Raw genomic sequence first — 25,147 nt, forward strand, 5'->3', positions numbered from 1 at the left:
ACCGGCGGTCTCATCAAGACCGGCGCCGGCCAGCAGCTTCTGGGCGGGACCAACACTTTCACCGGACCGCTGCAGGTTCTGGACGGAAACATTCTGCTGCGCGGCGGTGCCGCAATCGCCGACAGCGTGGCGGTTTCGATCGGTGCCGCGGGCGGGCTCATTCTGTGGGACGACGAGACGATCGGCTCGCTCGCGGGCAGCGGCAGCGTTTCCGCCTACCGGGGCGACGTGACCCTCACTGTGGGCGCCAATGACGCGGACACGGTGTTCTCCGGCACGCTGGTCGATCAAGGCACGGCGCCGCCCGCGCGCGCCGCCCCGGCGACGCTCGCTTTGGTGAAGACCGGGGCCGGCACCCTCACTTTGACCGGCACCAACACCTATAGCGGCGGCACGACCCTTTCCGGCGGCACGCTGCAGATCGGCGACGGCGGCACAGCCGGTTCGATCGCGGGCGACGTGGCGAACTCCGGCGTCCTGATCTTCGATCGGTCCGATACGACGACTTTCGCGGGTGCCGTCTCCGGCGGCGGAAGCCTGATCCATGCCGGCGCCGGCAGCCTCATCCTCACCGGCGAAAACAGCTTCACCGGCGGCACGACCATCGCCGGCGGACGGCTCGAAGTCGGCACTGGCGGGACATCGGGCACCCTTGTGGGCAACGTGGTCGACAATGGCACGCTGGTCTTCAACCGCTCCGACGCCGTCACCTTCGCAGGCGACATCACGGGCAGCGGCAGCGTATTGATGGATGGGACCGGGTCGCTCTCTCTGACCGGCACAAACACGCACAGCGGCGGCACCGTGGTCAATAACGGCGCCTTGGTCGTCAATTCGGTTGCAGCCTTGGGCAGCGGCGGCCTGACCCTGAGAGGCTCCGCGGAATTCGCCACGAAGTCCACGTTCGCGACCTCTGCCCCGGTCACGCTGTTGGCCGTCGACGGGGCGGGCGGAGGGACCGTCGCCGTCGGCGCCGAGGCGACCGTCACCCTGTCCGGCATCGTATCGGGCGCGGGCGGGCTCACCAAAGCCGGGGAGGGCCGTCTCGTCCTTACCGGCGCCAATACTTATACCGGCGGGACGCTGATCAGCGCCGGCACGCTTCAGATTGGCGACGGCGGCGCGGTCGGGGCGGTAGTCGGCGACGTGGTGAACAATGCGCACCTCGTCTTCAACCGCTCCGACGATTACGTCTTCTCCGGCGCCATCACCGGGACCGGCGACGTCGTCTTCATGGGCGGCGGGCAGGTGATCTTCTCCGCGCCCTATAACGGGCCGGTGACCGTGAATGCATCGTCCGTGGAGCTGAAGGCGGGAACGGTGAGCGGATCCGCCTTCACCGTGAATGCGGGCGGACGGCTCGGCGGCAGCGCGACCATCGGATCGCTCACCGCCAATTCGGGCAGCGTCATCGCGCCGGGCTATTCGCCGGGCACGCTGACCGTGTCCGGCCCAGTGACCTTCAATGCCGGCGCGACCTATGTCGTCGACGTGACGCCGGCCGGTGCGCACGATCTCATTGTTGCAACGGGTGCCGTGACGCTCTCCTCGGGGGCCGGCGTGGCCGTGGCAGCGGAGCGGGGCCGGTTCGCCGCGCAAACCACCTATGCCATCATCACCACGACCGCCGGAGTGACGGGCACCTTCGGAACGGTGACCTCGGACTTCGCTTTCCTCGAACCCGCCTTGAGCTATGACGCGCAGAACGTCTATCTGACGCTGGTCTATACAGGGATGGAGTTCATCGACTTCGCTCGGACGCCGAACCAGGCGACGACGGCCGTCGCGGCGCAGGCATTGGACCAGGGCAATCCGGTGTTCGACGCCATTTATTGGCTGCCGGACGCCGCTGTGCCCGGGGCGCTGAACGCGCTGTCGGGCGAGGCCTATGCGTCGGTGGACACGGTGATCCAGCAGCAATCGGTCTATGTGCGCGAGGCGGTGGGCTCGCGGCTTCGCGCGTCGGTGACGGCGCCGGAGGCGGGGGCGCTCGGCTATGCGGCGCAGGCCGGGGCGCCGCAGACGGCCACTCTCGGCGGCGGGTTGACGCCGACCTTGTGGGCGCAGGGCTATGGCGGCTGGGGCAATTCCTTCTCGAACGGGAATGCGGCGAGCATCACCAATTCGCTGGGCGGGTTCCTGATCGGCGCGGACGTGGCGCTGGCGCCCCATGCGCGGGCGGGCCTGTTCGGCGGGTTCAGCCAGTCGCAGTTCGACGTGACGGACCGGGCCTCGTCGGGGTCGATCGACAATTACGACCTCGGCGCCTATGCCGGCGCGCAGTTCGGGGCGTGGGCGCTGCGCGGCGGGGTCTCCTATACGTGGCACGACGTGTCGATGACGCGTGCGGTGGCCTTTGCGGGCTTCGCTGGGGCGACGGAGGGCGGCTATACGAGCGGCACGACGCAGGTGTTCGGCGAGGTGGGCTACGACGTCGCAATCGGCGCCATCGCGCTCGAGCCGTTCGCGGGCCTCGCATACGTCAACGTCTCGGGTGGCTCGCTGTTCGAGGGCGGCGGCTCTGCGGCGGCCTTGTCGGTGGATCTCGAAGGGATGAGCACGCTCTATTCGACCCTCGGGATCCGGGCGGCGACCTCGCTTCAGCTGTATGGACGCACTCTGACGCCGAGCGTGACCCTGGGCTGGCAGCACGCGTTCGGCGACACGACGCCGGTCGCCACCATGCTGTTCGCGGGGGGGACGACGCCGTTCCAGGTGTCGGGCGTGCCGATCGCGGAGGACGCGCTCCTGCTCGGGGCGAGCCTGTCTTATGCGCTCTCGAATGTCGCCAGCCTCGGCGTGACCTATAGCGGGCAGCTCGCCGCCACCGCCTCCCAGAACGCCTTCACCGCCCAGTTCGCGCTGAAATTCTGAAGACCTGCGCCGTGGCGGGCGCGCTGCGTCCGCCACCCGTGCACCCGGGAGAGACGGGCGGCCGAGCGCGTCCAAAACCCGGCGAATCGGCCGCTGCCGGATCGACCTGGCGCCCGACCGGCACGGTCGAGTCGGCATGGCAGGGCGACGAGGACCGAATTCTGTCTTGAGACCATTCTCACCGCAGGTTCCGTGCCTTATTGCGCATTCAGTTCGGCCCTTGCTGAGAGGTCCGAGCGGCGCGGCAGAGTGCGATCCGGCCTTCCCGCGCACGCGGTCCGGCCAAGGTTGCGTTGCGCGAAAGTAACACCTGGAAGGACGCGAGCCTCAGCGATGGATTCGGGCTTGAGTGGTTGTTTATCCGTCATTTAGAAATTCCCCAACGGTATCTTACAGCCGCCGCGACATCGCGAATGGGGGGGAAATGCGCGTCTCGAAGCTGGTTGTGTCGGTTCAGCCCACACGCCGCACTTTGCGGCGGCTTCTTCTTCTGTCGAGCGTCGCGCTCTGCATGAGCGGCGCGCTCGCCCCGGCCTGGGCCGAGGCCTATCCCTACGGAGGTGCCGGCGGCGGCCCAGGCGGCGGCGGGGGCGGCTTGGGATACCTGGGAGTAGCGGGAGGCGCCGGACGGAATGCCAATGTCCTGACATATGGCGGCGGCGGCGGCGGGGGCGGCGGCTCTTCCGGGGGCGGCGGAGGCACGGCCGAATTCAACCAGGCATTCGGCGGGGCGGGCGGCATCTTCAGCAGCACCACGGCCTCTGTCCTGAACGGGCAGGACGGAGAGAGCGCGATCGGCCCATCTCCGAGCGGCGGCGGCGGCGGGAATCCGGGCGGCGGCGGGGGCGGGGGTGGCGCGGCCCATGCCTTCACCGGTTCGCTGGAAGATTCGGCATCGATCACCATCACCACGGGCGGCTCGGGCGGAAACGGCGGCAATGGCTACCAGGTTCTTGCCGCCAGCGCCGGCGGCGGCGGTGGTGGCGGCGGGGGATATGCGCTCTCCATCACGTCTAGCCTTCCCTCCACCACCACGTTCGCGATAACCGGCACGCGCACGGGTGGAAATGGCGGGAACGGCGGGAGCGGCAATGGCGCAGGCTCTGTTGGCGGCATGGGCGGCGTCGCCGGCGGGGGTCTCGCGCTTGTTGGCGTCTCAGCCTTGAGCCTGACCGTCGACACACTCAATGGCGGCACCGGCGGCACCGGCGGAATCGCACAGTCGGGCGGCGCAGGCGGCAGTGGCGGGACGGCCTTCTATGCCGATCTGACCGAGAATCTCGAGCTGACCCTCACGGGCCTCAACGGCGGCATTGGCGGCACCGGAGGCGAAAGTACCGCGGCGGGCAGGCTCGGCGGGCTAGGTGGCAACGGCGGCTTCGGTGCCCATCTGGTGATTTCGTCCGACGCCGTGACACGGATCAGCCTAACGGGCACGTCGATCGCCGGGGGCAATGGCGGGGTCGGCGGGAACGGCGACACGCTGGACAACGGGAACAACGGGGGCGACGGGGGCGAGGGGGGGATGGGTCTGTCTGTGAACTCGTCCGCAATCTCTGGCCGCGTGGCTCTCGTCATCGATGCCGCTGTCACAGGCGGCCACGGCGGTAATACCGGCACGGCGATTGGCGGGGACGGAGGCGCTCTTTGGCCTTTCTTTTTTGCCGGAGGGGGCGGGGCCGGCATGACTCTGGCCTCGGAAACTCAGGCGTTCGATATCACCGTGAACGCGAATGTAGCCGGAGGAAACGGCGGCAATCCGCAGCAGCCGGGCGGCTTTGGCGGCAATGGCGGCACCGGCATCTTGATCGATTTCAGCATGGCGTCGCACACCCTGACAATTGCCGACGGTGTCACCGTCGCGGGTGGCAATGGCGGCTACGACGCGACCAATCCGGGGTCCGGCGGCAGCGGCATCGTCAGCTTCGCCCCCAACACTGATATCGTGCTCCAAGGCGCATCGACCGTCTCTGGCGGTTACAGGGGCGACGGTGTGGGCGCCGCGGCGATCACTTTCTATGGCTCTCAAAATTCCGTGACGTTCGAGGCGTCGGCGACGGGGGACATCCCCCTGTTGTTGGGCAGCGTTGTCAATGGGCTGGGGGACACATTCAGGCTGGGCGGCACGAACGCCGGCACCTTCTTCGTCGACGTGAATGCGGACATGCTCTCGGGCTTCCAATATCTGGAGAAGACCGGGACCAGCACCTGGACACTCACGGGGACCGCCGCCAGCACCGTGATGAACTGGGAGATCACCGAAGGCGCCCTCTCCATCTCCGACTTCGCCTCGCTCGGAAGCGAAGTGAGCAGCCTGCGCATCGCCGGCGGGCAATTGAGCCTGACCGAAACGTCGAGCACTGCGCGGAGCATCGTCTTCGACGGCGGCACCTTGTCCGTCGCGTCGGGGCAGACCGCGACGCTGACCGGCACGGTGTCTTCGAATTCTGATTTCACCAAGGCCGGCGACGGCACATTGGTGATCAGCGGCAATGCGGCCGGCATATACGGTTTCTTGAATGTCGACGGGGGCACGCTTCAGCTGCAGAGCACGATTGCTGGAGGCGGCGTCAGCGTCAATAGCGGCGGCACGCTCAGCGGCGCCGGCTCGGCGAACACGGTCTTCATACGGGAAGGCGGCACGCTCGAGGGGGCGCAGGGCAACAGCCTTTCGATGGGGGCCCTGATTCTGGAGAGCGGTTCCATCGTGAATGTGACGCTGGATGCGCCATCCGAGACAGCGGTGTTCCAGTCGCAATTTATTCTCACGACCAACGGCACGCTGAACGTGACGGCGGGGACGAACTTCGGGGACGGCCTCTATCGCATCTTCTCCACGCCGGGCTCGTTCGTCAACAACGGCCTCGTGCTGGGAACCATGCCGGAAACCTATACCGGCACGCTTGTGATCGGCGCGACCAATGTCGATCTGGAGGTGACGGGCGGGTCGGGTCCCGGTCCGGGAGAGCTGCAATATTGGAGCGCGAACGGGACGGACCGGGGCGGATCGGGGGAATGGACGGCGTCGAATGTGTGGCTCACCTCCTCCGGCACCTCGGCGGGGGCCTGGGCGGGTGGCACGGGCATTTTCGACGGCACGGGCGGCACCGTCACGGTCGTCGGATCGCAAGCCATCGGCACGCTGGAATTCATGACGTCTGACTTCGTCCTGGCGGCGGGCGCCGGCGGGGAATTGGTGATCGCCGAAACCGGCCGGCTCTGGGCCTATGGCAGCGAGGTCACGGCCACCATCTCCGCCCCGATTACCGGCGCGGGGCAGCTTGAGGTCATCGGCCAGGGCACGATCGTGCTCACGGGCAACAACAGCTATGCCGGCGGCACACTGGTGCGCGGCGCGACGCTGGAAGTGTCGAGCGACGCCAATCTCGGCGCGGCATCGGGTGGCCTCACGCTGGCCGGCGGGACGCTCTCGACCACCGCGAGCTTCACCAGCGCCCGCGCCATCGCGCTCGGCACGCCGCCGAGCCTGAACAAAGCCTTGAGCTCCGGCGGCGGCACGTTCCAGGTGGCGGACGGCACCGTCCTGACCCTGTCGGGCGTCATTTCGGGCGAGGGCACGCTCACCAAGACCGGAACCGGCACGCTCGTCCTCACCGGCGAGAACACCTATAGCGGCCTCACCACAATCAGCGCCGGCACGCTCCAGCTCGGCAATGGCGGCACGACGGGCTCGATCACCGGCGATGTGGTGAACAATGCGAGCCTCGTCTTCAACCGCTCCGACACCTACAGCTTCCCGGGCACCATATCGGGGTCCGGCACGGTGACCTTCACGGGCGGCGGCACGGTCCTGTTCGAAACGCCCGGCGCCTATAGCGGCCCGATCTCGGTCTCGAACGCGACGCTCACTTTGGAGAGCGGCTCGCAGAGCGGCTCGGTCTTCACGGTGGGAAGCGGCGGCCTGATCAACGGCAATGGCCAGATCGGCGGGCTGGTGGTGAATGGCGGCGGCATCGCCGCGCCTGGCAATTCGCCCGGCACGATCAGTGTCGCGGGCAGCGTCGCCTTCAATGACGGCGCGGTCTATCGGGTGGATGTGACGCCGGCCGGCGCGCACGATCTGATCACGGCGAGCGGATCGGTGACGCTGTCGTCCGGTGCCTCTGTTCAAGTGGTGGCGGAGCGCGGCGTGTATGCGGCGAACGCCACGTATGCGATCGTGACGACGACCGGCACGGTGGCGGGCACGTTCGGTTCGGTAACGAGCGATTATGCCTTCCTGACCCCTTCGCTGAGCTATGACGCGCAGAATGTCTATCTGACGCTGGCTTATGAAGCGCAGGTGGCGCCGCTGTTCGCGACCTATGCGCAGACGCCGAACCAGCTTTCGACGGCGGTGGGGGCGCAGGCGCTGGGGCTCGGCAATGGCGTGTTCGACGCGCTGCTGACCCAGTCGGCGGCCACCATCCCCGGGGCGCTCAACGCGCTGTCGGGCGAGGCCTATGCGTCGGTGGACACGGTGATCCAGCAGCAATCGGTCTATGTGCGCGAGGCGGTGGGCTCGCGGCTTCGCGCGTCGGTGACGGCGCCGGAGGCGGGGGCGCTCGGCTATGCGGCGCAGGCCGGGGCGCCGCAGACGGCCACTCTCGGCGGCGGGTTGACGCCGACCTTGTGGGCGCAGGGCTATGGCGGCTGGGGCAATTCCTTCTCGAACGGGAATGCGGCCAGCATCACCAATTCGCTGGGCGGGTTCCTGATCGGCGCGGACGTGGCGCTGGCGCCCCATGCGCGGGCGGGCCTGTTCGGCGGGTTCAGCCAGTCGCAGTTCGACGTGACGGACCGGGCCTCGTCGGGGTCGATCGACAATTACGACCTCGGCGCCTATGCGGGCGCGCAGTTCGGGGCGTGGGCGCTGCGCGGCGGGGTCTCCTATACGTGGCACGACGTGTCGATGACGCGTGCGGTGGCCTTTGCGGGCTTCGCTGGGGCGACGGAGGGCGGCTATACGAGCGGCACGACGCAGGTGTTCGGCGAGGTGGGCTACGACGTCGCGATCGGCGCCATCGCGCTCGAGCCGTTCGCGGGCCTCGCATACGTCAACGTCTCGGGCGGCTCGCTGTTCGAGGGCGGGGGCTCTGCGGCGGCACTGTCGGTCGATCTCGAAGGGATGAGCACGCTCTATTCGACCCTCGGGATCCGGGCGGCGACCGCGCTTCAGCTGTATGGACGCACTCTGACGCCGAGCGTGACCCTGGGCTGGCAGCACGCGTTCGGCGACACGACGCCGGTCGCGACCATGCTGTTCGCGGGGGGGACGACGCCGTTCCAGGTCTCCGGCGTGCCGATCGCCGAGGATGCGCTGCTCCTGGGGGCGGGTTTATCCTTCGCATTGTCGGATGTGGCGAGCCTCGGCGTGACCTATAGCGGGCAGCTCGCCGCCACCGCCTCCCAGAACGCCTTCACAGCCCAGTTCGCGCTGAAATTCTGAAGGCCGGCGCCACGCGGTCCGATACACCGGCGGAAAGCCCTTCAAACCAAAGGGCTTTCAGGCAGGCGCGTGGGTCTGGCAATTGGTTGGGCAGACGCGGGCGCAGGCGCCGCAGCCGATGCAGGCGCCTGCGTCGTTCATGACCATGACCTTCTTTTCGATCTCGTCGTCCTCGTCGTCGTCGAGCGCGACGAGTTCGCCCTCCTCGTTGAGCCCCTTGAGGGTCATGACGTCGCGGCCGCACACCTTGAAGCAGCGGCCGCAGCCGATGCATTTTCGGGCATCGATGGCGACCAGGAAGTCGGGCCGCCAGAGCCGGCCGTCGCGGGTGGCGTTCGACATGGGGCGCTCCGTCACGCGGTTTCGAGGGTCTTCAGCAAAGCGCGCTTGCGCTCAAGCTCGGCATAGGCGTCGTGGGCGCGCTGCGCGACGCTCGGAATGGTCTCCCAGCTGATCGGCAGTTCTTCGGACAGATCGTGCAGATCCATCTTGGCCTGCGTCGCCTTGGCGGACAGCTTCTTGATCTCGGCCTTCAGGGCTTCGAGGTCGGTCGAATCAGGATTGGACATGGGCGCACCTCAATATTTGGCGACCGGCTCGAACGCCGCGATCATGGCGATGCCTGCCTTGACGTGCTTCTCGCCTTCCTCGGCCAGCTTGCCGAGCGTGTCGAAGCCGAAGCGGTGGACGTCGCGCAATTGCTTGTTCACGACGACCAGGCGCCCGCCGATCAGCACCATCCGGCCAAAGCCCTCATGGCTCATCTTGAGCATCGGCGAGACCATGATTCCGGTCGCCCGCTCGATCGAGAGGGCGATGGCATTGAAATACAGCTCCAGGCGCCAGATCGTCTCCGGATCGGGGTCGCCCATGATCGGCAGCGCGCGGCGCTTCTCTTTGTCGAGGATATAGGGCTCCAACAAATCGAGGTCGGACTTGCCGTCCCAGGCGCCGTGGCTGTCCTGTGCCCGCCACACCTTGATCAATTCCTTGATGAAGGGTGCGTCTGCGGGGTTTGTCTCGAGGTCTTCGGCTGCGTCAACCATGGTCGTCCTCATTCGTCGAAATCGAGCGTGCGCTCCTGGCCCTTGGCGAGGGCTTTGCGCAGCCACGGGGGCGGGGTGCCTTTCAGGACGGCTTCCAGCTTTTCGAGGAGGTCCGTGATCTCCTCCGGCTGGTTGACCTTCATGGGGTGGATATTGCTCGCCACGACGCGGGCCGCACCGGAGCCGCCGATGGCGGCGACATAGAGGATGGCGCAGTCCCGGATGGCATCGAGCTTCGGGGCGAGCTTGTCCTCGTTCCCGTCTTCCTTCAGGTCGCCGTCGAACTGCACCGCCTCCAGGAAGCGGTGCCCATCCGGACCCACTTCGTAGATCGCGATATTTTTGGCCCAGCCGAAATGCGCATCGACCCGTTTCAGATCCTGTGTGGCGAATGCGATCTTCATGGAATTTTCCTTTTCTGCCCCGGATCAGTGCATTGCGGGCGTGCCGCCTTCGGCCTTCGGGCGCCAGGTGTCGGGCGTGGCCTCGTGATGCGCCTCGTGGTCGGCGATGATCAGGTTGGCGATGGTGAAGATCGTGTCGCGCGTCCCGCGATAGCCGACCTGAAGCTGGTGCCCCGCCCCGAGACGGTCGAACATCGGCATGCCGGTGCGATAGAAGGGGATGCGCAGCCGTCCGGCGGCCTGCCGGCCGTGCGAATGGGTGACGAGCAGGTCGCAGCCGCGATCCTTCGCGCGCCTCTCCAAATCCTCCAGATCGCCGATCAGCACCTCCGCCGCCTCCACCCGCGCCAGGACCGGTGACTGGGTGGTGGTGACGGCGACCTCGACGTGCGCGCCCATGTCGTGGAGCATGCTGGAGAGATCGAACAGCAGGTCCGGCTCTGCGCCGATGGCGAGCTTGCGCCCGCCGATATGGAAATGGGCGTCGAGCATGGCATCGACCAGTTGCCCACGCTGGCGGCGATATTTCAGCGGCACCGGCCGGCCGCTGATCTCGCTCAGGAATTGAATAAAATCGTCGTTGGCGGCGAGCCCGCAGAGCCGTTCGAACAGCCGGAACGGGACGCCGGCTTTCTGCTCCAGCGCCTCCGCGGCGCGACGCATCTGCGCCCCGACGGCGATGGTCCAGGCGGACTGCCCCATCGTCGCCACCTCCTCGACCCCGATGCCGCCGATCGTGGTCGGTGTGAACTCGGCCGGGATGTGTCCATCGAGCGATCCGCCGAGGTCCGGAAGGATCGAGGCTTCGAGCCCGAAATCGTCGAAAATGGTCCGCAATTCCTCGATGTCGCCCGGCGTCAGATGGCATCCCGGCAGCAGATTGACGCGTTTGGGATCGCGCCGCGCCGCGCTCCTTGGCGTCTCCACCAGGACCTCGACCAGGCGCGCGACGGTTTTCTCCCAGCCGTCCTGGAACGCATCCTTGAAATCCGGGGTCGAAACATAGACCAGGGGCAGATCGGCGAGGTGCGGATGTGCTTTGCGGATTTGCCGGATATAGCCTTCGACGTCGTCGCCCTTGGTTTCGGTGACGCCGGTCGAGCAGATGCCGATGATTTCCGGATTGGTCCGCTTATGGATGTTGAGGATTGCCTGCTCGACATTGTCATAGCCGCCGAGCACGGTGGCAACCTCGCTCATCGCCGTGGTCTGGAGCGGGATCGCCTCCTTGAAATGGCGCACAAAAAGGACGAGCCCGAACGAGGTACAGCCCTGCGAGCCGTGCAGCAGCGGCATCGCGCCCCTGAGGCCCATGAAGGCGAGGGCGCCGCCGATCGGCTGGCTCATCTTGAGCGGATTGACCGCACAGGCCTTCTTTCCGAGGGTGACGATGGCCATCCGCGCTACTCCGCCGCCTGGAGGATCGGAGCGGCCGGCACGTGCGCCGCGGCCAGAACGTCGGCGATCCGCTCGCTGCAGGCGCCGCATCCACCCGACGCGCCGGTCTGGCTGCGCACGCCTGCGACGTCGGTGAGAGTTTGCGCGCGGACCGCGTCCTCAATGGTGCCGAGATCGACCGATTTGCAGTGGCAGATTTTCTTCGCCCGCCGTGCGGCCTCCGCTGCGGCCGGATCGGCCGCCAGTGCCGCAGCCTCCGCATCCATCTGGGCCATGGCCTTCGCCTGCCATGTCTCCCCCGGCAGATCCCAGGGAGCGGCCTTGCGGACCTGCGCCCAGACCGGATTGTAGAGCGCCTTGTCGATCTCCGCGACCAGCTTCACCATGCCCACATAGCCCATATAAGCGTGGTGGCGTTCCTGGTTGATGTCGAGCCAAGGCATCGCCGCCTTCAGCGCGATGAATTGCGAGCGGCCACCGGAAAGCATGATGTCCGCCTTCGCGTCCTTCAACATCTTGTACATTTCGCGCGGCGTCATATCCTCGATCATGTGGGCGTCCTGGCCCATCAATTCCTTGATGCGCTCCTTGTCCTCCTTGGTGGATTTCTTGACGCTGGTGCCGACCAGTTCGAGGCCGGCCTCCTGAAGCGCTGCGACGACCGACCAGGACTTCACGCCCCCGGTGATGAGCAAGACCTTCTTGCCCTTGAACCGTGGCTTGTATGTTTCAATCGCCGCATAGGCTTTCGCCTCCTCGCGCGCGATCACCGCCTCGGTGCGCGCCATCAGATCGGCGGGGGCGCCGCGCGCGATGAGCAGACGGGCGATCTCGCGGAGGGACTCGCTGGAATCCTCGATGCCGTAGAATGAGCCCTCGAAGAACGGGATGCCGTAACGCTCCTCCATCTTGCGGGCCACGTTGATCATGGCCTTGGAGCAGACCATCATCGCCGCCTTGGCACGGTGGGAATAGGCGACCTCCTTGTAGCGTCCATCCCCGGAGATGGAGGCGAAGATCCGGATCCCAAGTTCATCGAACAGCGGCTTGATCTGCCATAACTCGCCGGCCAGATTGTATTCGCCGATGATGTTCAAGTCGTAGGGGGTCGTGTATTCGGGCTCTTCGGTGCCGATGACATGCTCGAGCAGGGCCTCGCCCGCGAGCTTGTTGCCGAGGTTTTTCGGCCCCACGAAACCGGGCGAATTGACCGGGATGACCGGCTTGCCGAACTTCTCCTTCGCCGCTTTGCACACCGCATTGATGTCGTCGCCGATCATCGCCGGCACGCAGGTCTGATAGACGAAGACCGCGGGGGGATCGTATTTCTCGATGATCTCGCGGATCGCCTTGTAGAGGCGCTTCTCGCCGCCGAACACCACGTCGGTCTCGTTGATGTCGGTGGTGAAGCCGGTGCGCCAGATGGTCGAGCCGGAGGACTTGGCGCCGCGATTGTCCCAGGAATTGCCCTCGCACGCGATCGGGCCATGAATCAAATGGGCGACGTCGGTCAGCGGCTGGAGCGCGATCTTGGCGCCGTCGAACGCGCATCCGCCGGCGGCGCCTCCGGGCTGGAGTTGCTTGGTGCAGCCCTTCTTGCGTTCGGCCTCGGACTTGTTGGCATTCTTGCCGCAGCCCGGCTCATTGAACACGTCCTGGATGGTGGCGGACACCGAAGCCATTCGTCTCTCCTGTCCAAGGAACGAGGCACGGCCGATGATTATGCCGGGCGTGCGTCTGGTGCGGCCCCCGCCGCGGTCCGGAGCTCCGGGAGACCGGGCCGACCGGGGAGGAGGCGGGCGCATCGCGCCCGCCGGAGGGAGCCTCAGCGGATGATGTCGAAGCTGTAATCGGTCTTCGCCGGGACGTTCGTGTTCCGATCGATCTCGTCGAAGATCTTATCCAGGATCGTGATCAGCACATTCATGCCGCCCTGATAGCCCCAGACAGGCCGGCGATGGTGGTGATGCCGGTCGAACACCGGAAAGCCGATGCGGATCAGGGGGGTGCCCGTGTCGCGTTCGAGATACTTGCCGTAAGTATTGCCGATCAGGAAGTCGACCGGGTCGGTGAACAGCAGCGAGCGCATGTGCCACAGATCCTTGCCGGGATAGACGTGGCAGTTCTGGCCGAAGGGCGACGAGTCGAACAGCGCCTGCACCTTCTCCGCCCAGCCTTTGGTGCCGTTCGTGGCGAGCACATGGGTCGGCTCGGCGCCGAGTTCCAGAAGGAAGGCGGCGAGGCCCAGGCAAAGGTCCGGATCGCCATAGAGCGCGAATTTCTTGCCATGGATATGGGCGCTCGAATCCGCGATCGCGTCGACCAGGCGACCGCGTTCGCGGGCCAGTTCCTCGGGTATTTCCTTTCCGGTCAGGCGCGAGACCGCCATCAGGAAGGCGTCGGTGCCGGCAACGCCGATCGGATGGTTGAAGGCGACCACCTGCTGCCCGTGTGCGGCGATGAAAGGCAGGGTCTTCTCGGTGCTGAATTCCTGCATCGAGATGGTGGCCTTGGCATGGAGCGCCTCGGCCGCCTCGACCAGCGTGGTGCCGCCGTCATACATGCGGAACTCGCCGTCTGTCGGCGTGTCGAACACATCGCTGTTGTCGCCGAGGATCGTGTAGTCGACGCCCATCGTCTCGAACAGGCGCTTGATCTCGCGCAGGTTGCCGACCGTGTAGCCGTCGAACCCGCCGATGAAGTTGATGCTCTCGTTCGGCACCCGCTCCAGCACCGGTGCGGTGCGCGCCTTGCCGTCCCAGAAATGTTCGAGGATGCCCTTCATGACGTTGTCGTAGCCGGTGACGTGGCTGCCGACGAAGGCCGGAGTATGGGCGAAGGGCACGTCGAATTCGGCGGGCACCGAGCCCTTCTCCTTGGCGGTCTTGATGAAGGCGTTGAGGTCGTCGCCGATCACCTCGGCCATGCAGGTCGTGGAGACAGCGATCATCTTCGGCTTGTACATCGCATAAGTATTGGCGAGCCCGTCGATCATGTTGTTGAGGCCGCCGAACACCGCCGCATCCTCGGTCATGGATGAGGAGACGCAGGAGGAGGGCTCCTTGAAATGGCGGGAGAAATGGCTGCGGTAATAGGCGACGCAGCCCTGCGAGCCGTGCACGAAGGGGATCGTGCTCTCGAACCCGACCGCCGCGAACACCGCGCCCAGCGGTTGGCAGGCCTTGGCCGGGTTCACGGTGAGCGCCTCGCGGGCGAAGTTCTTCTCGCGGTATTCCGGCGTCTTGGCCCATTCCCGAACGCGTTCCACTTCGGCGGGATCGCGCGGGTTCTCGAACATCTTTTTCTTGTTCGCCAGCATCTGCTGGTATTCCGGGCCGCGGAACAGCTCGAAATGGTCGAGCACGTGGTCGGCATTCTGGGTCATGGCGATGTCCTCTTGAATGGTGGATCCGATGCCCCGCCCCGGCCCGCCGATGCCGGCGGGCCGGGGCGGTTTCAGGGTTATTCGGCGGCCATCAGGGTGGGCTTGGGCACGGCTTTCCAGGGCGCCCTGGCCATCTTCCAGATCGGCGCATTGATGGCCATGTCCATGTCGCGTGCGAAGATCGCGAACCCGTCATAGCCGTGATAGGGGCCGGAATAGTCCCAGGAATGCATCTGGCGGAACGGCACGCCCATCTTCTGGAAGACGTACTTTTCCTTGATCCCCGACCCGACCAGATCCGGCTGGATCTTCTCCACGAACTTCTCGAATTCGTAGCCGGTCACGTCGTCATAGATCAGCGTTCCGTCCTTGACGTAATGCTGCGCGGTGCGCTGGTAGTCGTCGTTGTGGCCGAATTCGTAGCCGGTGCCGACGACCTCCATTCCGAGGTCCTCATAGGCGCCGATGACGTGACGCGGGCGCAGGCCGCCGACGAAGAGCATCACCGTCTTGCCTTCGAGGCGCGGCCGGTATTTGGCGATCACCGCATCCATCAACGGCTGGTACTTGGCGATCACCTGCTCGGCACCATCCTTGATCTTGTCGTCGAAGAAGCTGGCGATCTTGCGCAGCGATTCCGCGATCTTCGAAGGGCCGAAGAAATTATATTCGCACCACGGAATCCCATACTTCTCTTCCATGTGGCGCGAGATGTAATTCATCGACCGGTAGCAATGGAGCACGTTGAGCTTCGCCTTGGGCGTCGCCTCGAGTTCCGCCAGGCTGCCGTCGCCCGACCATTGCGCGATCACGCGCAGCCCCATCTCCTCCAGCAGGATGCGCGAGGACCATGCGTCGCCGCCGATATTGTAGTCGCCGATGATCGCAACGTCGTAATCGGTGGGTTCGAAGCGGGGCGTCGCATCGGCCGGGATCTTGTCGAACACCCAGTCGCGGATCGCGTCGTTGGCGATATGGTGGCCGAGCGATTGGGAGACGCCGCGGAAGCCCTCGCACCGCACGGGCACGATGGTCTTGCCGTCATATTCCTTGGATTTCGCCTTGGAGACCGCCTCGATGTCGTCACCGATCAGGCCGATGGGGCATTCCGACTGGACCGTGATGCCGTTGTTCAGGGGGAAAAGTTCCTGGATTTCGTCCATGATCTTGGCGAGCTTCTTGTCGCCGCCGAAGACGATGTCCTTTTCCTGGAAGTCCGACGTGAACTGCATCGTAACGAAGGTGTCGATACCCGTCGTCCCGATGTAATAATTGCGGCGTGCGGCCCAGGAATACTGACCGCAGCCGACCGGGCCGTGGCTGATATGGATCATGTCCTTGATCGGGCCCCAGACAACTCCCTTCGAGCCGGCATAGGCGCAGCCCCGAATGGTCATCACGCCGGGAACCGACTTCAGGTTCGATTTCACGCCGCAATCGGACTTGCCCGCTTCATGCACGTTGAGGTGCTTGGCGCGCCGCTTCGCGGTCTTGTCCGGGTAGATCTGCAGGACTTCGTTGATCAAGTCCTTGTTGCGAGCTTTGATGTCCTCAATGCTCTGCGTCTGTGCCAGGCTCATTTCGCTATCCTCGCTGACCGGTGAAGGCGACGCGTCGTGGTGACGACACGGCGGACTTCCTCCGAACGATTGCCGACACCACCGATGGCGATGCCCGATTTCGAGGGCTGGATCCGGTGCCGCAGGGTGCGGTGCAGAGCCAGGTCTTCGTTCGGAGCAAGCACGCGGCGCCAGCAATCCTACGCCTCGTGCAAACAGGATTTGCAACTCCTGTGCCAGTGCTTGGGCGTCGAGAAAATAAAACAAAAACAAAGTCTTATAAAAAATTCGGCAACCACCTTGGTGTTGTTTCAAATCCGACATCGCTGGGCGGCATACGACTTCTTCCAACGGGGCTGTTCGAAATGAAACATGGTGCAGGGTGGTGTCCCGCGAAGCGGTCCGGGCGGTCCGGCGCCGATCGCCCTCGGTACGACACTTGCTTTGCAGCCTCGAGGCCGCCGCGCCGAACCCCCCATCCGCTGCCGCGCGCGCCGGTAAATGCAAGGTTGACGCATCATGAGCGACGCCGCCCCCGACGGACTTCCAGGCATCGAGGAGATCATCGAGAATTTCGCCCTTCTCGAGGAGTGGGAGGACCGCTACCGCTATCTGATCGAGCTGGGCCGGACCCTCGCGCCGATGGCGGAGGCGGTGCGCCGTCCTGAGAACAAGGTGCCGGGCTGCGTCAGCCAGGTCTGGCTCGCCATCAGCTTGGCGCCCGGCCCGGTTCTGATGGTCACCGGAGACAGCGATGCGCAGATCGTGCGCGGGCTCGTGGCTGTGCTGGTGGCGCTGGTGTCCGGCCGGTCGCCGCAGGCGATCCTCGCCGCCGATCCGGCCGCCGTGTTCGAGCGGCTGGGACTGGAGGCGCATCTGACGCCGCAGCGGTCGAACGGCTTCCGGTCCATGGTGGCGCGCGTCCGCGCGGACGCGCGGGCGGTCCTTGCGGCGCCCGTCTGAGTGGGGGCGGGCGACGTCGGACATCGGCCTGTCGCGCTCGCGACACACTGTCGGAGGCATGACACATCCTTGCCCGACACTTTGGAAATATCCAAATAAATCAAAGAAGAAACGTCTGGCATGGAGCTTGCGAGGGCGATGCGCGAGATGTCGTCCGGACATCGCACGCGCGCTCGGGAGTGACGTTGATGGCCTATAAGATCATCGCCTCGCAATGCACGGTGTGTGGAGCTTGCGAATTCGAATGTCCGAACGCAGCCATCAGGCTGAAGAACGACATGTACATCATCGATCCGAAGAAATGCACCGAGTGCGAGGGCAGCTTCGACACGCCGCAATGCGCCGCGGTCTGCCCCGTCGACAAGACGTGCGTGCCGGCGTGAGCGTTCGCAGGATGATGCAGGACCCGAGAAGGCGAGGGCCGACGAATGGCTGCCGTGCAAGAGACCGTCGATCAGGTGCGCCGCATCGAATCCGACCAGTATAAATACGGTTTCGTCACCGATATAGAGTCCGAGAAAGCGCCGAAAGGCCTCTCGGAAGAGATCGTTCGCTTCATCTCTGCGAAGAAAGATGAGCCGGACTGGATGTTGAACTGGCGGCTCGAGGCCTATAAACGGTGGCTCACCATGACGCCGCCGGGCTGGGCGCGGGTCGCGCATCCGGAGATCGACTTTCAGGATCTCCATTATTATGCCGCGCCGAAGAAAAAGCCCGCGCTCGCTTCCCTCGACGAGGTCGATCCGGAGATCCTCAAGACCTACGAAAAGCTCGGCATCCCCTTGCGGGAACAGGAGATTCTCGCCGGGGTCGCGCGCCCGGAGGGGGAGCGGCGGATCGCGGTGGACGCGGTGTTCGACAGCGTCTCGGTGGCCACCACCTTCCGCAAGGAATTGGAGGCGGCCGGCGTCATCTTCATGCCGATCTCCGAAGCGATCCGCGCGTATCCCGACTTGATACGGGCCTATCTCGGCTCGGTGGTGCCGATCTCCGACAATTATTACGCGACGCTGAATTCGGCGGTGTTTTCCGACGGCTCCTTCGTCTTCGTGCCCGAGGGCGTGCGCTGCCCGATGGAGCTGTCGACCTATTTCCGCATCAACGAGCGCAACACGGGACAGTTCGAGCGCACCCTCATCATCGCCGAGAAGGGGGCCTATGTGAGCTATCTCGAAGGCTGCACCGCCCCGCAGCGCGACGAGAACCAGCTCCATGCCGCCGTGGTGGAATTGGTGGCGCTGGACGATGCGGAGATCAAGTATTCGACGGTGCAAAATTGGTATCCCGGCAATGCCGACGGCGTCGGAGGGATCTATAATTTCGTCACCAAGCGGGGCGATTGCCGCGGCCGCAATGCCAAGATTTCCTGGACCCAGGTCGAGACCGGCTCGGCGATCACCTGGAAGTATCCGAGCTGCATCCTGCGGGGCGAGAATTCCAGCGGCGAATTCTATTCCATCGCCATCTCCAACGGCCACCAGCAGGTGGACAGCGGCACCAAGATGATCCATCTCGGCAAGAACACGTCGAGCCGGATCATCTCCAAGGGGATCGCCGCCGGGGTGTCGCAGAACACCTATCGCGGCCTCGTCTCCGCCCACCGCAAGGCGGTCGGCGCGCGCAACTTCACGGCCTGCGATTCGCTCCTGATCGGCGACCGGTGCGGGGCGCACACCGTGCCCTATATCGAGGCCAAGACCCCCTCGGCGGTGTTCGAGCACGAGGCGACGACGTCGAAGATCTCGGAGGACGTCCTGTTTTACTGCGTCCAGCGCGGGCTGTCGCAGGAAGAGGCCGTGGGCCTCGTGGTCAACGGCTTCGTCAAGGAGGTCCTGCAGCACCTGCCGATGGAGTTCGCGGTCGAGGCGCAGAAGCTGATCTCGATCTCCCTCGAAGGCAGCGTGGGTTAGGCGGGGCGTGCGGAACCGCCCGCCCCCTTCCGCGGCGACGTCCACCGAACAGACAAGGAATGTGCGATGACGGCCCTTCTCGAAATCCGGAACCTGCGCGCCGAGATCGGCGGCCGGGAAATCCTCGACGGCCTCGACCTGACGGTCGCCGCGGGCGAGGTGCATGCCATCATGGGGCCGAACGGGGCCGGAAAATCGACCTTGTCCTATGTGCTGGCGGGCAAGCCCGGCTATACGATCACCGGCGGGGAAATCTGGTTCAAGGGCGAGGACCTCACCGCCATGGCCGCCGATGAGCGCGCGGCGAAGGGGCTGTTCCTCGCGTTTCAATATCCGCTGGAGATCCCCGGCGTCGCCACCCTGACCTTTCTGCGCGCAGCCCTCAATGCCCAGCGTCGCCAGCGGGGCGAGCCGGAACTCTCCTCCCCGGATCTGCTGAAACGGGTGCGGGAGATCGCAAAGACGCTCAACATCGATGCCGAGATGCTGCGCCGGCCGCTCAATGTCGGGTTCTCCGGCGGCGAGAAGAAGCGCAACGAGACCTTGCAGATGGCGCTGCTGGAACCGGCCCTGTGCGTGCTGGACGAGACCGATTCCGGGCTCGACATCGACGCGCTGAAAGTGGTCGCGAACGGGGTCAACCAGCTGCGCGCCCCGGACCGGGGGATGATCGTGATCACCCATTACCAGCGGCTGCTCGATCATATCGTGCCGGACGTCGTCCATGTTCTGGCGTCCGGGCGGATCGTCGAGACCGGCGGCAAGGACCTCGCTTTGCAGCTCGAAGCGCGGGGCTACGCGCAATATCAGAGCGAGGCGGCGTGACGATCATGAACGCGATCCCCGCCATTCGGACCAAGGCCGAGCAGGATCTCGGCGCCGTCTTCGCCAGCGCCGGGCCGCGCCTGCCGGGCGGGCGCAGGATCGCGGCGGCGCGGGCCGCCGCGTTCCAGGCCTTCGCCGCGGCCGGGCTGCCGCACCGCCGGCTGGAGGCGTGGAAATATACCGATTTGCGGCGCTTGATGCGCGATGCCAAGCCGCTCGCCGCTGCCCCGGACGCTGTGGCGCGCGCGCAGGCGGGACAGGCCACCGGCCTGTTCTCGGGCCTCGGCTTCCGCCGCCTCCTGGTGGTCGACGGCGTGTTCGTCGCGGACCAGTCGGACCTCTCGGACCTCGAGCCGGGGCTCGAAATCCGCGCCATGCGCGACTTGCTCGCCGCCGACGTGGCCGACCTCGCCCCGGGTCCGGGATCGGTCGTCCCCGAAGGCGAGCCGATGCTCGCGCTCAATGCCGCGCTCGCGGGCGACGGCGTCCAGATCCGCCTCGCGCCGGGGACGCGCCTCGCCCGGCCGATCCATCTCGCATTCCGCGTCACGGCCGGCGTGCCGGCCGCCATGTTCACGCGCTCGGCGTTCGAAATCGGCGCGGGGGGCAGCGCCACGCTCCTCGAAACCTTCGAAGGGCCGGACGGCTCCGATTATCAAGTCAATGCCGTGCTCGATCTGCGGGTCGGCGACGATGCGCGCCTCGATCATGTCCGCCTGATCGGGGAGGGCGACGCGGCGCTGCATGTCGGCACGGCGGTCGCGGAAATCGGCGCGCGCGCGGCGGTCAACGCCGTCTCGCTCACCTGCGGCGGCGGCCTGGTGCGCAGCCAGGCCTTCGTCACGCTGGCGGGTGCGGACACCCGCGCAGCGATGTCCGGCGCCAGCCTTCTCGGCGGCCGCCAGCATGCCGACACGACCCTCGTGATCGCGCATGCCGCGCCCGGCAGCGAGAGCCGGGAAACCTTCAAGGCGGTGGTCGACGGCGCGGCGCGGTCGGCCTTCCAGGGGCGGATCACGGTCCGGCAGGCGGCGCAGCAGACCGACGCCCGGATGATGGCGCGGGCGCTGCTTCTGTCCGAGGCGGCCGAGGCGCACAGCAAGCCGGAGCTTGAGATCTTCGCCGACGACGTCCAATGCGGCCACGGTGCGACCGTGGGCGCACTCGACGAACAGCTCAAATTCTACCTGATGGCGCGCGGCATTCCCGCGCCCGAGGCCGAAGCCCTCCTGATCCAGGCTTTCGTCGGCGAGGTGATCGACGCGGTGGCGGACGACGGCATCCGGGAGGCGCTGACGAAGGCCACGGCGGCGTGGCTGCGGGCACGGGGATGAGCGCGATGCACGAGGCGATCCGCAACGGCGGCTACGATGTCATGCGCGTGCGCGAGGATTTCCCGATCCTGTCTATGTCGGTCCACGGCAAGCCCCTGGTCTATCTCGACAATGCCGCCTCGGCCCAGAAGCCGGCGGCGGTGCTGGACCGCATGACGCAAGCCTATCGCAGCGAATACAGCAACGTTCATCGCGGCCTGCATTATCTCGCCAATGCCGCCACAGAGGGCTATGAGGGCGCACGCGACACCGTCGCGCGCTTCCTCAATGCCGGGCGCTCCGAAGAAATCGTGTTCACGCGCGGCGCGACCGAGGCGATCAATCTCGTGGCGCAGACCTTCGGGCGGGCCCGCATCGGGCCGGGCGACGAGATCGTGCTCTCGATCCTCGAGCATCACGCCAACATCGTGCCCTGGCATTTCCTGCGCGCGCAGACCGGGGCCGTCATCAAATGGGCACCGGTGGACGAGCAGGGCAATTTCCTGCTGGATGCGTTCGAGGCGCTGCTGACCGAGCGCACCAAAATGGTCGCGGTGACGCAGATGTCGAACGTGCTCGGCACCGTCGTGCCGGTCAAGGAGGTGGTCCAGATCGCCCATGCCCGCGGCATTCCGGTCCTGGTCGACGGCGCGCAGGGCAGCGTCCATCTCGATGTCGACGTGCGCGACCTGGATTGCGATTTCTATGTCGTGACCGGCCACAAGCTCTACGGGCCGACCGGGATCGGCGCGCTCTACGGCAAATATGACCTCCTGGCCGAAATGCCGCCGTTTCTTGGCGGGGGGGAGATGATCCGCGAAGTGACCTGCGCGGACGTCGCTTACGGCACCCCGCCGCACCGGTTCGAGGCCGGCACCCCGGCGATCGTCGAGGCGATCGGCCTCGGCGCCGCGCTCGATTATATCGGCACGATCGGCAAGGCGCGGATCCGCGCCCATGAAAACGCCCTGCGCGCTTATGCCGAGGCGCGGCTGCGGGAGCTGAATTCGGTGCGCATCCTCGGCGCCGCCGAAGGCAAGGGGCCGATCGTCTCGTTCGAGATACAGAACGCCCATGCGCACGACGTCGCGACGGTCATCGACCGGTCCGGCATCGCCGTGCGGGCCGGGACGCATTGCGCCATGCCGCTCCTCGCGCGGTTCGGCGTGTCCTCGACCTGCCGCGCCTCCTTCGGCCTCTACAACACGATGGACGAGGTGGACGCGCTGGTGCGGGCCTTGACCAAGGCGCAAGCTTTCTTCGCCTGATTCCGGGCGCCCGGCCGGCGCGCGCCGCGCTTCACCGCACCTCTTCGATCAGACGGCGCAGCGCCAGCGCGCGCACGTCGGCGGCGGGATCTTCCAGCAATTCGTCGAGATAGAAATGCGCGATGCGGGCGCACACGGCGAGGCGCACGCGCAGGTCCGGATCGCGCACCAGCACGGTCAGACGTTCGGCCGGCAACCGCTCGGCGACGAGGAGGCGGACCGCCGGATCGGGATCGCCGGCCATCGTCGCCAGATGGCCGAGGCCGACGCGGCGGGCCACTTCCTGCCGCACCGCGCCGTCGGAATCGCCGAGCGCCCGCACCAGGGCCGGGGCCGGGGCGCGGCGGGCGGCGGCGCACCTTATGTCGGGATCGGCGTCGCCCAGAAAAGCGACGAGGTCGCCGCCGTCCAGGCGCTCCACAAGCGCCCGCCGGACGCGGCGGTCGGGATCGTGGCGCAGATCGCGGGCGCGGGCCGGCGGCAGGCGATCGGCAAGCACGGCGCGGACCTCGGCGGCGGGATCCGCCATGAGACGGCTCAGCTGAAACAGGCTGGCATGCCGCGCGGCGAGGGCGCGCACCTCGGCATACGGCGATCCCAGACTGCGCCCGGCCAGAAGGGCGTCGTGCGCGAACAGATCCGAGATGCGGGCATCGCGCCGCGCGGGGACGCAGGCGCGGTCGGGATCACAGCGCCCGTCCCGGCGAACGTCCTCCTGCGGGCAGTCCGCACAGCGTGCCGGGCGGCCCCAGGAATCGAGCGGGGCGCCGAGATCGCCGGCCGTCATCGTGCCGGCTCCTGCGGGCCGGTCTCGTTCGCGCCCCGCCCGGCCATCAGAACCGCTTGATGTCGATGCCGTGCTTGCGCAGGGCATAACCGACCTGGCGCGGGGTGAGGTTGAGCAGGCGCGCCGCCTTGGCCTGGACCCAGCCGGAGCGCTCCATGGCCTGGAGCAATTGCTCCTTCTCCGACTGGCGTCCGGGGATGGCGGGGCAGGCATCGGTGCCGGGGCAGGTCACGGGCATCTCGGCCGTCGCCGACACGGGAAGCGGCGGCATCTGCCGCGGCGGGACCTGAGCGGGCGGCGGGGGCGCGGCGGGCGCGTGCAGGGGAGGAGCGTGCATCGGGGCGCCGGCTGCGGGTCCCTGGGCCTGCGGCATGGGAACCGGGCCCTTGGGCGCGCTGCCCTTCCACAGGATGGCGGAAAGGCACTGGCCGGTGTCGCAGGCGAAATCGTGCGGCGTGATCACGCTCTCATGGGCGAGGGTGGCGGTGCGGCGGACGCAATTTTCGAGCTCGCGCACATTGCCGGGGAAATAGCAGCTCCGCAGAACGTCGATCGCCGGCGGCGAGAGGCTCATCGACTGCTTGTTCTCCTTGTTGAAGCGGTCGAGAAAGCTGCGGGCGAGCTTGGGTATGTCGCCGGGCCGTTCGCGCAGCGGGGGCAGGATCAGCGGCACGACGTGGATGCGGTAATAGAGATCGGCGCGGAATTCGCCCTTGGCGACCGCATCCTCCAGATTCTTGTTGGTGGCGCACACCAGCCGCACATCCACCTTGAGCGTGCGGTTGCCGCCGACCCGCTCGAACTCGCCCTCCTGCAGCACCCGCAGCAGCTTCGCCTGGAAGGACGGGGAAATCTCGCCGATCTCGTCGAGGAAGAGCGTGCCGCCATGGGCCAGTTCGAACCGGCCCTGGCGCATGTTGAGCGCGCCGGTGAAGGCCCCTTTCTCGTGGCCGAACAGCTCGGATTCCAGCACCGCCTCGGGCAAAGCGGCGCAGTTCACCTTGACGAAGGGCTTGGCCTTGCGCGGGGAGAGTTCGTGGATGGCGCGGGCGAACAATTCCTTGCCGGTGCCGCTCTCGCCGCGCAGCAGGACGGTGGAATTGGAGCGCGCGACGATCTGCACCGTGGCGATCAGGCGCTTGACCAGCGGGCTGTCGCCGACGATCCCCATCGCGGCGGGGTCGCTGGTCTCGCGGGCGGGCGCCTGCTCTTCCTTCAGCGCCTTTTCCAGGCGGTGGGTCTGGGCGATCAGCCGGTCCCGGTCGCTGGCGACCAGCGCATGCAGCCGCACGGTCTGGCCGACCAGATTGGCGACCATGGTGAGGAAGCGGACGTCCTCGTCGAAGCGGAAGCGGGCGGTGCCGTCCCAGACGCGGTCGATGGACAGCGTTCCCATGACCTCGGTGTCGGCCTTGATCGGCACGCCGATGAACGAGACGGTGGCGTCGTCGACCGGCGCGAACAGGTCCTCGTGGCCCTGGAACAGCGGGTCGCGCGACATGTCCTGAACCACCAGCGGGGTCTGAGTGGCGACGATCTGGTCGATCGCCTTCTGCGGCACCCGGGAGCGGATCTGTCCGGCGAGGCCCGGCGTCCAGCCTGTGGTCGCGACCATGTCCGGCCCGCCCTCGGTGTCGAGGATCACGATCATGCCGTGGCGCATCTGGAGCATGGAGGAGAGCACGTTGACCACGTTCGCCAAGGTGACTTCCAGCCGGCGCGCGGCGGTCAGGATCTTCGAGATTTCATAGACGCCGATCAGGGCGATCTCCGGCGAGGTGCCGCGGGACGTGGTGGGCATCTTCGCTTCCGGGCGTGCGGCCGTCGCCGGCGCGGGCACAGGAGGGGGGGCGGGCGGAAAGTTTGCCGGCGGGACCGGGGCGGGCGGGGTCGCGGCGGGGGAAAGGCGGGCGGGCGGGGTCGCGGGACGCGGGGCGGACGCGCGCTGAACACGAACCTCGTACGA

18 protein-coding genes are annotated in these 25,147 nt (G+C 66.6%); 8 read left to right on the top strand and 10 right to left on the bottom strand.

What is annotated here, in order from left to right:
- On the top strand, positions 1–2,874 hold a 2,874-nt coding region (locus tag EDC64_RS23740), incomplete at its 5' end, for an autotransporter outer membrane beta-barrel domain-containing protein (RefSeq protein ID WP_132034940.1).
- Between the two features lie 424 nt (positions 2,875–3,298).
- Positions 3,299–8,323: an autotransporter domain-containing protein gene (locus EDC64_RS24075; RefSeq protein WP_165933837.1), complete on the top strand. Its 5,025-nt coding sequence runs from the start codon at positions 3,299–3,301 to the stop codon at positions 8,321–8,323.
- A gap of 57 nt (positions 8,324–8,380) precedes the next feature.
- On the opposite strand, the gene fdxB is transcribed toward EDC64_RS24075, so the two are convergent.
- From fdxB to nifD, 8 genes are all read right to left on the bottom strand, one after another.
- Positions 8,381–8,665: a ferredoxin III, nif-specific gene (fdxB, locus tag EDC64_RS20630; protein WP_132034944.1), complete on the bottom strand. Its 285-nt coding sequence runs from the start codon at positions 8,663–8,665 to the stop codon at positions 8,381–8,383.
- An 11-nt stretch (positions 8,666–8,676) separates the two neighbouring features.
- On the bottom strand, positions 8,677–8,892 hold the full coding sequence (locus EDC64_RS20635) for a CCE_0567 family metalloprotein (protein WP_132034946.1): 216 nt from the start codon (positions 8,890–8,892) through the stop codon (positions 8,677–8,679).
- Between the two features lie 9 nt (positions 8,893–8,901).
- Entirely contained in the window at positions 8,902–9,369 is a 468-nt protein-coding gene (locus tag EDC64_RS20640) for a NifX-associated nitrogen fixation protein (RefSeq protein ID WP_132034948.1), read from the bottom strand.
- An 8-nt stretch (positions 9,370–9,377) separates the two neighbouring features.
- The gene (nifX, locus tag EDC64_RS20645; RefSeq protein WP_132034950.1) at positions 9,378–9,773 is read right to left on the bottom strand and encodes a nitrogen fixation protein NifX; all 396 of its coding nucleotides are present in this window, start codon (positions 9,771–9,773) and stop codon (positions 9,378–9,380) included.
- Between the two features lie 24 nt (positions 9,774–9,797).
- Positions 9,798–11,171 carry a nitrogenase iron-molybdenum cofactor biosynthesis protein NifN gene (gene nifN, locus EDC64_RS20650; RefSeq protein WP_132034952.1) on the bottom strand — a complete coding sequence of 458 codons (1,374 nt, stop codon included), beginning with the start codon at positions 11,169–11,171 and terminating at the stop codon, positions 9,798–9,800.
- Between the two features lie 5 nt (positions 11,172–11,176).
- The gene (gene nifE / locus EDC64_RS20655) at positions 11,177–12,853 is read right to left on the bottom strand and encodes a nitrogenase iron-molybdenum cofactor biosynthesis protein NifE (RefSeq protein ID WP_132034954.1); all 1,677 of its coding nucleotides are present in this window, start codon (positions 12,851–12,853) and stop codon (positions 11,177–11,179) included.
- Between the two features lie 143 nt (positions 12,854–12,996).
- Positions 12,997–14,556 carry a nitrogenase molybdenum-iron protein subunit beta gene (gene nifK / locus EDC64_RS20660; RefSeq protein ID WP_132034956.1) on the bottom strand — a complete coding sequence of 520 codons (1,560 nt, stop codon included), beginning with the start codon at positions 14,554–14,556 and terminating at the stop codon, positions 12,997–12,999.
- A 77-nt stretch (positions 14,557–14,633) separates the two neighbouring features.
- On the bottom strand, positions 14,634–16,136 hold the full coding sequence (gene nifD / locus EDC64_RS20665; RefSeq protein WP_132034958.1) for a nitrogenase molybdenum-iron protein alpha chain: 1,503 nt from the start codon (positions 16,134–16,136) through the stop codon (positions 14,634–14,636).
- A gap of 498 nt (positions 16,137–16,634) precedes the next feature.
- Here nifD and EDC64_RS20670 point away from each other — a divergent pair, with 498 nt between their 5' ends.
- From EDC64_RS20670 to EDC64_RS20695, 6 genes are all read left to right on the top strand, one after another.
- Entirely contained in the window at positions 16,635–17,078 is a 444-nt protein-coding gene (locus tag EDC64_RS20670; protein WP_132034960.1) for a SufE family protein, read from the top strand.
- A gap of 188 nt (positions 17,079–17,266) precedes the next feature.
- Positions 17,267–17,461, top strand: coding sequence for a 4Fe-4S binding protein (locus EDC64_RS20675; protein ID WP_132034962.1), 195 nt, complete (start codon positions 17,267–17,269; stop codon positions 17,459–17,461).
- Between the two features lie 45 nt (positions 17,462–17,506).
- The gene (gene sufB, locus EDC64_RS20680; RefSeq protein WP_132034964.1) at positions 17,507–18,988 is read left to right on the top strand and encodes a Fe-S cluster assembly protein SufB; all 1,482 of its coding nucleotides are present in this window, start codon (positions 17,507–17,509) and stop codon (positions 18,986–18,988) included.
- 66 nt (positions 18,989–19,054) lie between these two features.
- Positions 19,055–19,813 carry a Fe-S cluster assembly ATPase SufC gene (gene sufC, locus EDC64_RS20685; RefSeq protein WP_132034966.1) on the top strand — a complete coding sequence of 253 codons (759 nt, stop codon included), beginning with the start codon at positions 19,055–19,057 and terminating at the stop codon, positions 19,811–19,813.
- A 5-nt stretch (positions 19,814–19,818) separates the two neighbouring features.
- The gene (gene sufD, locus EDC64_RS20690) at positions 19,819–21,147 is read left to right on the top strand and encodes a Fe-S cluster assembly protein SufD (protein ID WP_132035075.1); all 1,329 of its coding nucleotides are present in this window, start codon (positions 19,819–19,821) and stop codon (positions 21,145–21,147) included.
- A 5-nt stretch (positions 21,148–21,152) separates the two neighbouring features.
- Positions 21,153–22,394, top strand: a complete 1,242-nt coding sequence (locus tag EDC64_RS20695; RefSeq protein WP_132034968.1) for a cysteine desulfurase — start codon at positions 21,153–21,155, stop codon at positions 22,392–22,394.
- A 31-nt stretch (positions 22,395–22,425) separates the two neighbouring features.
- Here EDC64_RS20695 and EDC64_RS20700 read toward each other — a convergent pair whose 3' ends face one another.
- Together EDC64_RS20700 and nifA are read right to left on the bottom strand one after the other, a co-directional pair.
- Positions 22,426–23,181: a 4Fe4S-binding leucine-rich repeat protein gene (locus EDC64_RS20700; protein ID WP_165933838.1), complete on the bottom strand. Its 756-nt coding sequence runs from the start codon at positions 23,179–23,181 to the stop codon at positions 22,426–22,428.
- Between the two features lie 46 nt (positions 23,182–23,227).
- Positions 23,228–24,982 (bottom strand): nif-specific transcriptional activator NifA, encoded by a 1,755-nt coding sequence (gene nifA, locus EDC64_RS20705; RefSeq protein WP_132034972.1) that lies wholly within the window; start codon positions 24,980–24,982, stop codon positions 23,228–23,230.
- Positions 24,983–25,147: the final 165 nt, after the last annotated feature.

Source organism: Aquabacter spiritensis (genome assembly GCF_004346185.1).
Classification (GTDB): Bacteria; Pseudomonadota; Alphaproteobacteria; order Rhizobiales; family Xanthobacteraceae; genus Aquabacter; species Aquabacter spiritensis.

Bases quoted from the DNA above. Each gene is read 5' to 3' on its own strand.
- EDC64_RS24075 (WP_165933837.1), top strand. From the start codon at position 3,299: ATGCGCGTCTCGAAGCTGGTTGTGTCGGTTCAGCCCACACGCCGCACT.
- fdxB (WP_132034944.1), bottom strand. From the start codon at position 8,665: ATGTCGAACGCCACCCGCGACGGCCGGCTCTGGCGGCCCGACTTCCTG.
- EDC64_RS20635 (WP_132034946.1), bottom strand. From the start codon at position 8,892: ATGTCCAATCCTGATTCGACCGACCTCGAAGCCCTGAAGGCCGAGATC.
- EDC64_RS20640 (WP_132034948.1), bottom strand. From the start codon at position 9,369: ATGGTTGACGCAGCCGAAGACCTCGAGACAAACCCCGCAGACGCACCC.
- nifX (WP_132034950.1), bottom strand. From the start codon at position 9,773: ATGAAGATCGCATTCGCCACACAGGATCTGAAACGGGTCGATGCGCAT.
- nifN (WP_132034952.1), bottom strand. From the start codon at position 11,171: ATGGCCATCGTCACCCTCGGAAAGAAGGCCTGTGCGGTCAATCCGCTC.
- nifE (WP_132034954.1), bottom strand. From the start codon at position 12,853: ATGGCTTCGGTGTCCGCCACCATCCAGGACGTGTTCAATGAGCCGGGC.
- nifK (WP_132034956.1), bottom strand. From the start codon at position 14,556: ATGACCCAGAATGCCGACCACGTGCTCGACCATTTCGAGCTGTTCCGC.
- nifD (WP_132034958.1), bottom strand. From the start codon at position 16,136: ATGAGCCTGGCACAGACGCAGAGCATTGAGGACATCAAAGCTCGCAAC.
- EDC64_RS20670 (WP_132034960.1), top strand. From the start codon at position 16,635: ATGAGCGACGCCGCCCCCGACGGACTTCCAGGCATCGAGGAGATCATC.
- EDC64_RS20675 (WP_132034962.1), top strand. From the start codon at position 17,267: ATGGCCTATAAGATCATCGCCTCGCAATGCACGGTGTGTGGAGCTTGC.
- sufB (WP_132034964.1), top strand. From the start codon at position 17,507: ATGGCTGCCGTGCAAGAGACCGTCGATCAGGTGCGCCGCATCGAATCC.
- sufC (WP_132034966.1), top strand. From the start codon at position 19,055: ATGACGGCCCTTCTCGAAATCCGGAACCTGCGCGCCGAGATCGGCGGC.
- sufD (WP_132035075.1), top strand. From the start codon at position 19,819: ATGAACGCGATCCCCGCCATTCGGACCAAGGCCGAGCAGGATCTCGGC.
- EDC64_RS20695 (WP_132034968.1), top strand. From the start codon at position 21,153: ATGCACGAGGCGATCCGCAACGGCGGCTACGATGTCATGCGCGTGCGC.
- EDC64_RS20700 (WP_165933838.1), bottom strand. From the start codon at position 23,181: ATGACGGCCGGCGATCTCGGCGCCCCGCTCGATTCCTGGGGCCGCCCG.
- nifA (WP_132034972.1), bottom strand. From the start codon at position 24,982: ATGCCCACCACGTCCCGCGGCACCTCGCCGGAGATCGCCCTGATCGGC.